The organism is Nostoc sp. NMS8, assembly GCF_017115045.1.
In the GTDB taxonomy this organism is placed as follows: Bacteria; Cyanobacteriota; Cyanobacteriia; order Cyanobacteriales; family Nostocaceae; genus Nostoc.
Map to the genome: position 1 here is coordinate 1 of NZ_JABXKK010000099.1, position 14,419 is coordinate 14,419.

Sequence of the window (14,419 nt, forward strand, 5' to 3'; positions counted from 1 at the left end):
TTAATCAACTTTTGTTACTTCAGTAAACCTGATGCAAGTTATTAGTTTTGCTTATCTAAAAGTAAACACTCGTTGTTTGCTTACTTCTCTGGGAATAATAGCTTTGTATATTACCGCTATTCTGAAAAAAATTAACCCTCAGCTTACAACTGGGGGCTTTTTTTGTTTGGCAAAATGGCATATCTCTAAATTAGAGGGTTGTTATGGTATTGGAGTAGGATACATTCCATGCGAAAAGTACTGACTTGCATTACCCCTGGTAGTTTGCTAGGGGTTTTATTTTTTATTTAAACTGAGAGCGATCGCTTTTAAATATTGTGCTGAGAAATTTATTTTTAGCGATTCTAATATAATTAACAACTACCCCTTTCAGGGTGACTCGTAAAATCTCTGTTTTTCTCTGTTGCGCCAGTTGCTTCTCCCTTGGCGCTAGCTTCTCCCTTTGGGAGAAGAGAAGACGCTACGTGTAGCAAGATCCCCGCAGGGGTACAAATCGGGGAACCGCAAGGGCGCACTGGCAAGTCTATTACCTCTGCGGTTTAAAAGTAATTTATTTCACCACTTCAGACGCAGAGAACGTAGAGTTAAGAGATTAAAGAAGAATTTTTTGAGCAAAATTTTTACTCACTTTGAAAGGGCTAGTTCTATATGAGTAATTTTAGAATTCTCTACTTTTGGGAATTAATTAGAGATGGCAATTTTAATTCAACCATAGAACTGACAATAAATATAAGCTTATATCAAGTGGAAAATCAAGTACAACGAATCAAAACATGACTAAGCTGATCGAATACGAAGAAGCCAGCGACGAAGTACGTGCAGTGTATGACGACATCCGCGTTACACGTCAGAATGACTATATTAATAACTTTTGGAAAGCCATAGCTAACCATCCGCCCACACTGCAACGAACGTGGCAAGCGTTAAAGGAAGTGATGGTTAGCCCTGGTGAAATTGATCCACTCATGCGCGAACTGATTTATATTGCAGTGAGTGCAACCAATGGCTGTGAGTATTGCATCGCCTCGCACACAGCGGCAGCACGTGCCAAGGGTATGAATGATACTATGTTCGGGGAACTAATGGCGATCGCAGCCACAGCCAATATGACCAATCGCCTCGCCAATGGCTATCAAATTCCGGTGGATGAGAAATTCAAGACGTAGGAGTTTAGCCTTGTCTATCCTGTTTAAAAATAAGGTTTAGCCGAATTATTTACTATGCCCAAGGTTCAGATTAATGGGATTGATTTGTTCTACGACATTAAGGGAACAGGTGAGCCTTTGCTATTAATAGCTGGCTTTCTTTGCGATCATGCTTATTGGTCGCTGATTATGCCATCGCTGGTTTCGCAATATCAAGTCATTCGCTTGGATAACCGAGGTATGGGGAGAAGTTCTGCTCCCGAAAGCCCCTATAGTATGAAGCAGATGGCTGGTGATGTTGCAGCCTTACTCGATCGCATCGGGATTAATCAAGTGCATCTAGCAGGGCATTCAATGGGTAGTCAGATAGCCCAAGAACTAGTATTAGCACACCCTGAAAAGGTAAGAAGTCTGATGCTACTTTCATCTTTGGCAAAGGGTGATGCCTTATTCAACAGCATCATCAAGACTTGGGGCGAACTTCCTAGTAATGTAGACCTCAAACTTTATGAAAAAGTCATATTGCCCTGGATATTTACAGATGCTTTCTATTCAATTCCTGACATGATTGAAGGTCTAATTGAATTTGCCATCAGATATCCTTTCCCACCGACAACTCATTCACTTTATTCTCACAGCCAAGCCATCCTTAACAGTGACACAACAGACCGTCTCCAACAAATTCATTGTCCTACTTTAGTTTTGGTTGGTAAACAAGATATTCTCACCCCGCTAAAGTTTTCCCAGCAACTTGCTCAAGGTATTCCCAATGCTGAACTTGTAGTCATCGAACGTGGTGGTCATGGCTTCTTGATTGAGTCGCCGGATGCTGTGGTTTCAGCCATGCTCGATTTTCTGGGGAAGTTGAAGCCAGCTTATAGCAATTTTGGGTTTTAGATTACTTCCTAAAACCCTGTTTATAGAATCTCAAATAATACTAACTAAGAGACTTTACCAAATCCACCACCGCCAGGAGTTTCTATTACAAAAACATCTCCAGTTTTCATATCTACTGTTGCTGTACTGTCTAAATTCTCTTCAATTCCGTTCTGACGTTGTATCCAGTTGCGTCCTACTTTACCTGCTTCCCCGCCATTTAATCCAAAGGGAGGAACAAGCCGATGACCAGAGAGAATATTAGCTGTCATCGGTTCTAGAAATCGAATGCGGCGAATAACTCCATTACCACCCGAATATTTTCCTTTGCCACCGCTATCAGGACGAAGACTAAAGCTTTCTAAAAGTACAGGATAACGGGTTTCTAAAACTTCTGGATCGGTCAAACGAGAGTTTGTCATGTGAGAATGGACACCATCAGTGCCATCAAAATCAATCCCCGCGCTCGAACCGCCGCAGATAGTTTCATAATATTGATATTGCTCATTACCAAAAGTAAAATTATTCATCGTTCCTTGGGAACCAGCCATGATACCCAAAGCACCATATAAAGCATCGACAATGGTTTGAGAAGTTTCGACATTACCCGCTACTACTGCGGCTGGATAAGTTGGGTTGAGCATACAGCCAACCGGGATAATAATTTCTAAAGGATTAAGACACCCAGCATTGAGAGGAATATTATCATCAACTAAAGTACGAAAAACATATAAGACTGCTGCTTGAGTTACAGCTTTAGGAGCATTGAAATTACTATTTAGTTGTAGAGAAGTCCCAGTAAAATCGATGGTAGCACTGCGGTTTTCTGGGTGAATCGTTACTTTAACTTGAATTTGTGCGTCATTATCCATTTTATAAGTAAATGAGCCATCCTTTAGAATTGCGATCGCACGTCTAACAGACTCCTCAGCATTAGCTTGCACAAATTTCATATAAGCTTGAACAGTATCAATCCCGTATTGTGCAACCATTTTACAAAGTTCTTGTAGTCCTCGTTCATTTGCAGCAATTTGGGCTTTAAAATCAGCTATATTTTGGTCAGGTTTACGAGCAGGATAAGTATGATTTGAGAGGTGCTGTCTGACTGCGGTTTCTCGAAAATTTCCCTCTTCAACCAAGAGTAAATTATCAAAAAGAATTCCTTCTTGTTCTACTGTGTTGCTGTGTGGAGGCATAGAGCCGGGAGTAATTCCACCGATATCTGCTTGATGTCCGCGAGAAGCAACGAAAAATAAGGGGGTAGGAAATAGAGTATTTTCAATACTTTCCAAAAAAACAGGGGTAATTGCAGTGACATCAGGAAGGTGTGTACCGCCGTTATAGGGGTTATTAGATAGATAAACATTTCCCGGTTTTAGGGTGTTGCTTTTATCGTTAACTAAACTGCGGACACTTTCACTCATTGAGCCTAAATGTACGGGAATATGGGGAGCATTTGCTACTAATAATCCCGATGAGTCAAAAATAGCGCATGAAAAATCTAGCCTTTCTTTGATATTCACTGATGTAGCCGTGTTTTGCAACACAATTCCCATTTGTTCGGCGATAAATTGATAGAGGTTTTTGAATATTTCTAAGCGGATAGGATCGGGTTGAGATGTTATGTACATTTTGATTCCTATTTTTGAATTTGTAATGAGAATATAATTTTTTTCAGCCAACTGCCACATCAAAAGTGATAAGTTGTTAAAGGATTAATTCAGAAAGAAAACGTTGTGACATCACCTGAATTTTCATTGGATGGGAAAATTGCTCTAGTTAGTGGAGGAGGGCAAGGATTAGGATTAGAAATCACCAAAGCACTTGCGAGTGCTGGCGCTTTTGTTCTTATCAATGGGCGGAACCATGAAAAGCTAAATCGCGCAGTTGCAGCTGTCACCGCAATTGGTGGATCAGCCTTACCATTGGAATTAGATATTACAGATGAAGCAGCCGTTAAAAAAGCGTTCAGGGAAATTCGAGAAAAATATGGGCATCTAGATATCCTTATCAATAATGTTGGTATGCGCGATCGGCGCAGTTTTTTGGAATTTGAAATGAATGCGGTGCGTCGGTTAATCGACACCAATCTTATTGCTTCCTTCAATCTATGCCAGGAAGCAGCACGGTTGATGATTGAGAATGGCGAAGGAAAAATCATCAACATAACGTCAATCGCTGGGCCAATCGCAGGTGCAGGCGATGCTGTGTATACTGCTGCCAAGGGTGGACTCGAATCACTAACTCGCGCTCTTGCTGCTGAATTGGGAATGTTTGGAATAACTGTCAATGGTGTTGCTCCGGGTTTTTTTGCGACTGAGAGCAATGCAGATGTCGTTGCCGATAAAGAAATCGCCGTTTGGTTGGAAAAACGAACCTCCCTTGGTCGTTGGGGAGATCCAAAAGAAATTGCTGGTGCTGTCGTTTTCTTTGCTTCTCCAGCTGCATCCTATATCACTGGTCAGATTTTAGCGGTTGATGGTGGATACCTCGCCCATTTTTGATTTATATGTCAATTCTAATTTTTAGCGCTAGAGGCTGTTTGAAAAGCCCAGGCGATTAGAAATCGTGGCTACACGTGTTAGTCCGCGGAGGCGGACAATGTTAGTGTAGTAGCGAATTATATTCGCCCAAAACTTTTCAAACATCCTCTTAGACAGATTTTATCTATAGCCTGTTGATAGATACTGTAAAATTAGATGATTTTGTGCTGTTAATCTCGCTTGCCAGTTAGGCTCAACTACAATTGTGCTAATTTTTTCCACAACGATAGCAGGGCCATTAATAATATCTTCTGGTTGTAAATCTTCACGTCGATAAACAGGAGTATCATGCCATCTATCAGCAGTAAACATCGTTACTGTCTCAACATTTACGGGGGCTTTATCTAAAGGACGAGTACGAAGAATGAAAGGTTCTTCGGGAGTATCCATTTTCTGAATTACTTCGACTGAAGCGGATTCGACAATTAAGTTTTTCTCTAATTGAATAAAACCATAACGCGATTGATGTTCAGTCTCAAATTCTTGTCGCATCACGACCACATCATCGGCAAAATTAACTGTCAGTGTAGAGTTAGTACCCTCATATTTTAAATTAGCTTTTCGGATTATTTCTACTTGACTTAGTGCCTCATCTACTTCACTTCTAGCTTGAGTTTCTAAATATACTATTAACTGCTGTAACTGAGGAATTACTGCTTGATTTAAAGGTTGTTCAACTCCTCCTTCTCTAATTGCCCGCACATCAGCTAATCCCATTCCGTAAGCAGAGAGAACGCCAGCATAAGGATGTATAAATATCTTTTTCATTCCCAAAGTATCGGCAATTAAACAAGCAACTTGCCCGCCTGCACCGCCAAAACAACAAAGCACATATTGGGTAACATCATAACCGCGTTGCAGACTAATTTTTTTTATTGCATTTGCCATATTTTCTACTGCGATCGCAATAAATCCAGCGGCTACTGCTTCGGGAGTACAATCATTTAATGTAGCAGCTTGAATGGCTTGGGCTAATTGGGTAAATTGCTGAATCACAGTATCTTTATCTAAAGGTAAATTGCCATCAATTCCAAAAACTGAGGGAAAATATTGTGGGTGAATTTTACCTAATATCACATTGGCATCAGTAACCGTTAATGGCCCCCCGCGTCGATAACAAGTAGGCCCAGGATTTGAACCAGCAGATTTAGGGCCAACACGATAACTCGAACCATCAAAAAAGAGAACTGAACCACCGCCAGCAGCAATGGTATTAATTGCTAATACAGGAACTCGCATCCTTGCCCCAGCTATTTCTGAATCTAGTTGTCGTTCATACTCTCCTTGAAAGTGAGCAACATCTGTACTTGTTCCTCCCATATCAAAGGTAATAACTAACTCAAAACCTGCTCTTTTACTAGTTTGAACTGCGCCAACAATACCGCCAGCCGGGCCACTTAAAATGCTATCTTTTCCTTGAAATTGCTCGGCTGCGACTAAACCGCCATCAGATTTCATAAACATTAATTTGACGCTGGGTAACTGACTCGCTACTTGGTTTACGTAGCGGTGCAGAATAGGAGTTAAATAAGCATCGACTACTGTTGTATCTCCTCGGCTAACCAACTTCATTAAGGGACTAACTTGATGGGATACGGATATTTGAGTAAAACCGATCTTTTGGGCAAGTTGTGCTATTTGTTGTTCGTGTTTGGGATAGCGATCGCTGTGTATAAAAACAATAGCACAACTCCGAATTCCTGTATGGTAAACTGCTTGTAAGTCACTTTTTGCTTCTTCAATATTTATAGAGATTAATTCATTACCATTAGCATCATACCTTTCATTTATTTCAATCACCTGCTCATAAAGCATCGTTGGTAAAACGATATGACGAGCAAAAATGTTAGGACGGTTTTGGTAGCCAATTCTTAGAGCATCTTTAAACCCTTTGGTAATGAGAAGAACGACGCGCTCGCCTTTCCTTTCTAACAGCGCATTTGTAGCTACTGTTGTCCCCATCTTGACAACTTCTACCGCTTCAGTTGGAAGAGGTTCGTTATTAGCAATACCGATAATATCCCGAATACCTTGAATTGCTGCATCTTGATATTGTTCGGGATTTTCTGAAAGTAGTTTATAGACTATAATCCATTGCTGATTGGGCAGATTTACAATTAAAAAACGCTTAGGATATTTTAAGAGTCTATCTATAATTGCTTGATTATTAGTAACAGCAACAATATCTGTGAATGTGCCACCACGGTCAGCAAAAACCTTCAACATGACTCTATTTCCTTGACACTATCGCATCCGATTTTATTTTTGAACTCACAGCAGTTTGCAAGCAACTGACGCACAAAATATAGAGATTGCATCTAAAATTTAAGTAAAGAAATATTTCGTAGCTTACAGGCATGAAACGCATCGTCTTGATTGCTGGGTTTGAATCGTTCAACGCTGAATTGTATAGAAAAGCAGCCTTTTTGGCTAACTCTCGCTGTCCACAGTTGGATATTCGGGTATTTAGCGATCGCGATCTTACCAGTCAACGTGCTGAGGTAGAAGCAGCACTGCATGACGCTGATGTGTTTTTCGGTAGCCTACTATTTGATTATGACCAGGTTGTGTGGTTGCGCGATCGCATTTCCCAAATTCCCATCCGTCTAGTCTTTGAGTCAGCCTTGGAATTGATGAGTTTAACCAAGTTGGGTGACTTTGCCATTGGCAATAAACCCAAAGGAATGCCCAAACCAGTTAAATTCATCCTCGACAAATTTAGCAACGGACGAGAAGAAGACAAACTCGCTGGTTACATCAGCTTCTTAAAAATTGGCCCCAAATTACTGAAATACGTTCCAGTGCAAAAAGTCCAAGACTTACGCAACTGGTTAATTATCTATGGTTACTGGAATGCTGGTGGTTCAGAAAACGTCGCTTCATTATTCTGGACACTAGCAGAAAAATATTTAAATTTAAAAATCGGCGACATTCCCCCGCTAATCGAAACCCCCAACATCGGATTACTCCATCCCGACTATCAAGGGTTTTTTGAATCGCCAAAAGCATACCTGGAATGGTATCAGAAGATCCCCCCTACCCCCCCTTATAAAGGGGGGAATATTAGCCCCCCTTTTCAAGGGGGGTTGGGGGGATCTAAAACTGCAAAACCTGTTGTAGGAATTCTCCTCTACCGAAAACACGTCATCACCAAACAACCCTACATTCCCCAACTAATTCGCAGTTTTGAAAAAGCTGGCTTAACTCCTTTACCCATATTCATCAACGGCGTAGAAGGACATGTAGCGGTACGAGATTTAATGACAACCGACTATGAAATTCAGCAACGACAACTAGGCAATATAGAGACTCCCTCACTTTCTAGTGAAGCAGTGAAGGTGGATGCGATCATTTCGACAATTGGCTTTCCTCTGGTGGGTGGCCCGGCTGGTTCGATGGAAGCTGGCCGCCAAATAGAAGTAGCAAAGCGCATCCTCACTGCCAAGAATGTACCTTATATTGTTGCTGCACCACTATTAATTCAAGATATTTCCTCGTGGACGCGCCAAGGTATCGGCGGATTGCAAAGTGTGGTGTTGTATGCCTTACCAGAATTGGATGGCGCTATTGATACCGTTCCCCTTGGTGGATTGGTGGGCGAAAATATTTATTTGGTTCCCGAACGGGTGCAGCGATTAATTGGTAGGGTAAAAACTTGGGTGGCTTTGCGACAAAAACCTGCTTTGGAACGCAAAATTGCAATTATTTTATATGGGTTTCCTCCAGGTTACGGTGCTGTGGGGACGGCTGCATTATTAAATGTGCCGCGTAGTTTGCTGAAGTTTCTCCACGCACTAAAAGAACAAGGTTATACCGTCGGAGATTTACCAGAAGATGGCGAAGAATTGATTCGTTGGGTGAAAGAAGCGGATGAATCTTTAGATGATACAAAAAATATCCCTGCGTCTGTTAGCGCCCGTACCCTAGAAAAATGGCTGGGATATCTGCAAACCTCCCGCATTGAAAAACAATGGAAATCTCTGACGGGAACTGGTATTAAAACTTATGGCGATGATTTTCAGATTGGCGGTGTGCAATTAGGGAATGTGTGGATAGGTGTACAACCACCTTTGGGGATACAAGGCGACCCGATGCGTTTAATGTTTGAACGAGATTTAACGCCCCATCCACAATATGCTGCTTACTATAAATGGTTGCAAAATGAGTTTCAAGCTGATGCTGTAGTTCACTTTGGAATGCATGGGACGGTGGAATGGTTGCCTGGTTCTCCGTTGGGTAATACGGGTTATTCTTGGTCGGATATTTTGTTAGGAAATTTGCCTAATCTATATATATATGCGGCGAATAATCCTTCTGAATCGATGTTGGCAAAACGTCGCGGTTATGGTGTGTTGATTTCTCATAATGTACCGCCTTATGGTCGTGCAGGTTTGTATAAGGAATTGGTGGGGTTGCGGGATTTGATTTCGGAATATCGGGAAGATCCGCAAAAGAATTATGTTTTAAAGGAAGGGATTTGTAAAAAAATTGTGGATTCTGGGTTGGATGCAGATTGTCCGTTTGCGGATGCGAAGAGGTTGGGAATTGCGTTTACTCCAGAGAATGTGCGGATGTTTAGCAGTCATGCTTTTGATGATTATTTGGTGGAGTTGTACGAATATTTACAAGTTTTAGAAAATCGGTTGTTTTCTTCTGGGCTACATACTTTCGGGGAAGCACCAAATGAGGAGGAATTGGCGTCGTATTTGGAGGCTTATTTTGGGGAGGAGGATGGAATAAACAAAGAACACCAAGAGGAAAGAGAAGAGGAGGAAAAATTAATAGGGGATTTGTTGATGCAATCTACGGATGAGTTAACGAATTTGTTAAGGGGGTTGAATGGTGAGTATATTCCGCCTGCGCCTGGTGGGGATTTGTTAAGAGATGGGGCTGGGGTTTTGCCTACGGGGAGAAATATTCATGCTTTAGATCCTTATCGGATGCCTTCGCCTGCTGCTTATGAACGGGGACGGGAAATTGCTCAAAAAATTATCGCCCAGCATTTGGATGAATATGGGAAATATCCTGAAACAGTGGCGGTGATGTTATGGGGGTTGGATGCGATTAAAACTAAGGGTGAATCTCTGGGGATTCTTTTGGAGTTGGTGGGGGCTGAACCTGTTAAGGAAGGAACTGGTAGAGTTGTTCGTTATGAATTAAAGCCGTTGGCTGAGGTTGGACATCCCCGCATTGATGTGTTGGGTAATTTGTCTGGGATTTTCCGGGATAGTTTTGTCAATATCATCGAATTATTAGATGATTTATTTCAACGGGCGGCTAATGCTGATGAATCGGAAGATCAGAATTTTGTTAGGAAACATGCTTTGGCTTTGAAAGCCCAAGGTGTGGAAAATGCATCGGCGAGATTGTTTTCTAATCCGGCGGGTGATTTTGGTTCTTTAGTGAACGATCGCGTGGTTGATGGTAATTGGGAATCTGGTGAGGAGTTGGGGAATACTTGGCAAAGTCGCAATGTGTTTAGCTATGGGAGAGAAGATAAAGGTCAAGCTAGACCGGAAGTTTTGAATACGTTGTTAAAAACTAGCGATCGCATTGTTCAAGAAATCGATTCGGTAGAATATGGTTTAACTGATATTCAAGAATATTACGCCAATACAGGCGGTTTGAAAAAGGCAGCAGAAAAACAAGGCGGTAAGAAGGTTACAACCAGCTTTGTGGAAAGTTTCTCGAAGGATACCACACCCCGGAATTTAGATGATTTGCTGCGAATGGAGTACCGCACCAAGTTGGTAAATCCCAAATGGGCGCAAGCGATGGCGAATCAAGGTTCTGGTGGTGCTTTTGAAATTTCCCAACGGATCACAGCGTTGATTGGTTGGGGTGGTACTGCCGATTTTACTGATGATTGGGTATACGATCAAGCGGCTGATACTTATGCGTTAGATGCAGAGATGGCGGATAAATTACGTAAGGCAAATCCTGAAGCTTTTCGCAATATTTTAGGGCGAATGTTAGAGGCGCATGGGCGGGGTTTCTGGGAAGCTGATAGTAACAAGTTAGATAAATTACGCCAATTGTATGAGTTGACAGATGAAGAGTTGGAGGGAGTGACAGTTTAGTGAATTGGGTACATTAGTGTGCGTCATGGTTCCAGTTTTCTCAGTTCAAAATATACCAAACACCATCATTACTTTTGGATAATAGATGATATCTTTTCTCAATCAATTCTATAATCTTGGGAAACTCTTGTTTAATAAGAGGCTGATAGTTATCACTAAGAAATATATAAGGAGGCTTGGATAAATCTAACTCCCGTAACAGTTGTGGCCATTGCTCAGACAGAAAAAACTCAAGTGACCATGCATTTAGAGATGTTGCTTGAGTACGACCAGATAAGTAGTAAATAGATGGGTCGCCAGCAACAAAAATCTTACCAGGTAAATTTCCTGGTTGAGAAAGAAAATCAACTTCTGAACGCAGCGATGTATAGTCTTCTCGAAATACAGTCTGATATTTAAATCGTGTATCTTCAGTCAAAGCAAAATTATTCTTCACTAAAGCAACAGTCTTGAATTGAAAATTTAATAATAAAGGCAATAAAAACAAAAAGGATGCCAGAATCTTAATTAGTGGTGAACTTAATTGTTTTAAAGGCTGCCATAATATATCTAACCCTTTCGTTGCTAAAATACCTATAGGTACAAATAATAGTAAATAATGGTAGCTCCAGAGTGACCTAGTTTGTAAAACAATAACAATCAGCCCCAAAACAAACCAAACAACAAGTAGCAAAGTGAATAAATTTCTATCTTTACGCAAGGATACATTGACTGCAACAGTAGCTATTAAAACTAAAGTGATAAAGTTCTTTAAAAACCATGCTGTTCCAAAAAGTAACTTAGATATATTAAATTTACCATTAGCAACCACTTGACCAGGATATACAAAAAATGTCTTATATACAATTGATAAACTATTAGCCTCAACAAAGTAGCTGAAAACAACTAGAAGAGGTAAGATAACTCCGATAGAAATTGGCAATAAAATCTCAATAAGTATTTTTTGAAAGTTCTGATGTTTTATCAATATAGAATGCAGCAAGATAGTTAGCCAAAAGCAAAGCAAGATTGGCAAAAATATTAATTTAAATATCAGGACTATCCCACCCATTAAACCAGATATTAAAAGTTTAATAAATCTTTGTTCTCTTTCATGACTAAAAGATTCATAAGTCAGCCAAAGACATAAAAATAAAGGAAACCCAACTAGTCCTTCTACTTGGGTAAATTGCCGATGATATGAAGAAATATAGTAAACACCAACGGTTAACAAAGGTACTAAGCTTGCTATTATATGATGCCGAAAATAGGTTTTTAGAGTCAGTTGCAATATGATAGAGAAAAGCACCATATAAATAAGTTCAAAGATATGGATGCCAATCTCATTAAAACCAAAGAAAGTTCCTGCTAAAAAATAAAAGTAATAAATTCCAGGTTGCTTTAAATCCCAAAAATCTCGATAGAGTACCCTTCCTTGTTGCATCTCTAAAGCACCTGTTGTAAATAGTGCTTGATCTCCTGAAAATGGTAAAGGTAAATGCATCAAACCAATTATGACAACAGAAATTAAAACCAGAAAGTCAATTTTACTTAATTTAGGAAGATTAATCATAAAAATTTACTCTTATTGAATAAATATAATATTGTCAAGTTTCATAAATAACAGAAGAATTGGAAATTAAGCTTTTTTGACTTGTATGTACACGGGAGCATCCCAAATGTGCAAGTATATAATATCAAACTCAGGTTACAAATTGTCATTGCGTACTCTTTCGGAGAACCCGCAGGGTACGCTACGCGAACACTACGCTTCGCATGTACCCAACTCTTGGAGAGGCTGCGCCAACGGAAACGCCAGGGGTTTTCTTTAAACTCTTTTTTCTTCTCTAGATTTTGTCTGTATTTTAGACTATACAATGCCTGTAAGGTAAGCATACTTTTTTCTTTTTAATACTTTCCTCACTTGCGAACCGCTTAATTTTAATCCTGTTTATCTAAAAATGTTGTTAATCTTTCTGCTGTCAATCTTCCAAATTCATAACCTAATTCACTTGGTTATTTATCTACTAGTTCTAATAATTTGTCTATGTAAATTTGGTTGGCTTTTCTCTTTTTCTTCTTCCGTCTTCTAGACTTTCTATCTTATCTGGATATCCATGCACACACCAATATGCTACCATCCTCCGCACGCAACTAAGAGAGGTTTTGAGAATGGTGTTTCAATCCCTAATAGGGATTTAGGTTAATTGCAATTCTGTTTGTAGCGTTAGAGTATCTGTCATACTTATGTTTCAATCCCTAATAGGGATTTAGGTTAATTGCAATATGATGCGAACACTCAAACTCTGGGTGTGTCCTTTGTTTCAATCCCTAATAGGGATTTAGGTTAATTGCAATCGCTGGAAGCTGAAAGCGCTGCTGTATTTGGTTTTCAAGGTACGGTTGCGCGAGCAAGCAAATCATAACACAGGGAATAGTTATAGCACAAGATACAAATCGCTGAAACGCAGTCCCCATAAGGTGCGCGGATGGTTTAAAGGTATGATCGCCCTCAAAGCCTTGTATAGATGGAGCGTACAGCCTTTTTTGTTCCTTCTTATTTTGTACACCTACCCATCCGCGTATAAGGCAAGGAAATTAGTCTAATTAGCGATCGCTACCACCATTAAAATAAGCGATCGCCTGACACTTGCACGCCTTAATTTACCAAATCAGGGAATACCTCTTGCACGGCTGAATGTACTAAGTGATGATTCTGCACATTCACACCCTTAGCTAAGGCTGAGTTAACTTCCAGTGCTTTAATTCCCAAATTCGCCAACTGGACAACATAAGGTAATGTACTGTTATTGAGTGCCTGAGTTGCTGTCCAAGGTACTGCACCTGGCATATTAGGAACGCCATAATGCACTACACCCTCTTCAACGTATACCGGATTTGTGTGGGATGTAGGGTGTAAGGTTTCTATGCAGCCGCCTTGGTCAACGGCTACATCAACTATTACCGAACCAGGACGCATTTGTTTGACCAATTCACGGGATACTAATATTGGCGCTCTACGTCCTAACACTAAAACTGCACCGATGAGCAAATCGGCTTCTTTGACTGCGGCTTCAATATGAGCAGAGTTGCTATAAATCAATTCGACTCTAGAGCCAAAAAGGGTTTCTAAGTAAGATAAGCGTTCAACACTTACATCTAAAATCTGCACGATCGCACCCACGCCCACAGCAATTTTAGCCGCTTCTGTACCGACAACGCCGCCACCTAAAATTACTACTTTGCCCGGTTGCACTCCAGGAACACCGCCTAAAAGTACACCTCTACCACCTTGCTGACGTTCTAAGAATCTGGCCCCAAATTGTACTGCTAACCGACCGGCAATTACGCTCATGGGGGTGAGCAAGGGTAATCTGTTAGCGCCTGGTTGTTCTACAGTTTCGTAAGCGATCGCAGTTGTGCCAGAATCAATTAAATGCTCTGTCAACTTGCGATCGGCTGCTAAGTGTAAATAAGTAAATAATATTTGTCCTTTTTGCAAAAAATTATACTCAGATGTCAACGGTTCTTTGACTTTAACAACCAATTCCCGATTCCAAGCCGTTTCTGATGTGGGGACAATTTCGGCTCCAGCACTTCTGTAATCATCATCGGAAAAACCAGCACCATTACCTGCTTGTGTCTGCACAAAGATGCTATGACCATTTTCTCGCAGCACCCGCACACTAGAAGGACTTAACCCTACCCGAAACTCTTGATCTTTATTTTCCTTAGGAACACCAATTTCCATATATCGCCTCTGATAATTTTTTTGTTTAACTGTAGCTTGCCAATT

8 protein-coding genes and 1 CRISPR repeat array are annotated in these 14,419 nt (G+C 40.6%); of the genes, 4 read left to right on the forward strand and 4 right to left on the reverse strand.

Annotated features, from left to right (window positions below):
- The first annotated feature begins 773 nt into the window (after positions 1 to 773).
- Both HWQ39_RS24500 and HWQ39_RS24505 read left to right on the forward strand, forming a co-directional pair.
- A complete protein-coding gene (locus tag HWQ39_RS24500; protein ID WP_094350326.1) occupies positions 774 to 1,166 on the forward strand; it encodes a carboxymuconolactone decarboxylase family protein in 393 nt (130 codons plus the stop codon).
- A 54-nt stretch (positions 1,167 to 1,220) separates the two neighbouring features.
- Positions 1,221 to 2,042, forward strand: coding sequence for an alpha/beta hydrolase (locus HWQ39_RS24505; protein WP_292850825.1), 822 nt, complete (start codon positions 1,221 to 1,223; stop codon positions 2,040 to 2,042).
- Between the two features lie 44 nt (positions 2,043 to 2,086).
- On the opposite strand, the gene HWQ39_RS24510 is transcribed toward HWQ39_RS24505, so the two are convergent.
- The gene (locus tag HWQ39_RS24510; protein ID WP_292850828.1) at positions 2,087 to 3,652 is read right to left on the reverse strand and encodes a hydantoinase B/oxoprolinase family protein; all 1,566 of its coding nucleotides are present in this window, start codon (positions 3,650 to 3,652) and stop codon (positions 2,087 to 2,089) included.
- A gap of 105 nt (positions 3,653 to 3,757) precedes the next feature.
- Here HWQ39_RS24510 and HWQ39_RS24515 point away from each other — a divergent pair, with 105 nt between their 5' ends.
- Positions 3,758 to 4,525 carry an SDR family oxidoreductase gene (locus HWQ39_RS24515; protein WP_292850831.1) on the forward strand — a complete coding sequence of 256 codons (768 nt, stop codon included), beginning with the start codon at positions 3,758 to 3,760 and terminating at the stop codon, positions 4,523 to 4,525.
- Positions 4,526 to 4,684: 159 nt separating this feature from the next.
- Here HWQ39_RS24515 and HWQ39_RS24520 read toward each other — a convergent pair whose 3' ends face one another.
- Complete coding sequence (locus HWQ39_RS24520) at positions 4,685 to 6,790, reverse strand: hydantoinase/oxoprolinase family protein (protein ID WP_292850834.1); 2,106 nt, start codon at positions 6,788 to 6,790, stop codon at positions 4,685 to 4,687.
- 131 nt (positions 6,791 to 6,921) lie between these two features.
- On the opposite strand from HWQ39_RS24520, the gene bchH reads away from it, so the two are divergent.
- On the forward strand, positions 6,922 to 10,644 hold the full coding sequence (gene bchH / locus HWQ39_RS24525; protein ID WP_292850837.1) for a magnesium chelatase subunit H: 3,723 nt from the start codon (positions 6,922 to 6,924) through the stop codon (positions 10,642 to 10,644).
- Between the two features lie 40 nt (positions 10,645 to 10,684).
- On the opposite strand, the gene HWQ39_RS24530 is transcribed toward bchH, so the two are convergent.
- Together HWQ39_RS24530 and ald are read right to left on the reverse strand one after the other, a co-directional pair.
- The gene (locus tag HWQ39_RS24530; RefSeq protein ID WP_292850840.1) at positions 10,685 to 12,196 is read right to left on the reverse strand and encodes a hypothetical protein; all 1,512 of its coding nucleotides are present in this window, start codon (positions 12,194 to 12,196) and stop codon (positions 10,685 to 10,687) included.
- Positions 12,197 to 12,799: 603 nt separating this feature from the next.
- A CRISPR array of direct repeats spans positions 12,800 to 12,981; the repeat unit is 38 nt; unit sequence TGTTTCAATCCCTAATAGGGATTTAGGTTAATTGCAAT.
- Between the two features lie 301 nt (positions 12,982 to 13,282).
- Complete coding sequence (gene ald, locus HWQ39_RS24535; RefSeq protein WP_292850843.1) at positions 13,283 to 14,374, reverse strand: alanine dehydrogenase; 1,092 nt, start codon at positions 14,372 to 14,374, stop codon at positions 13,283 to 13,285.
- Positions 14,375 to 14,419 lie beyond the last annotated feature (45 nt).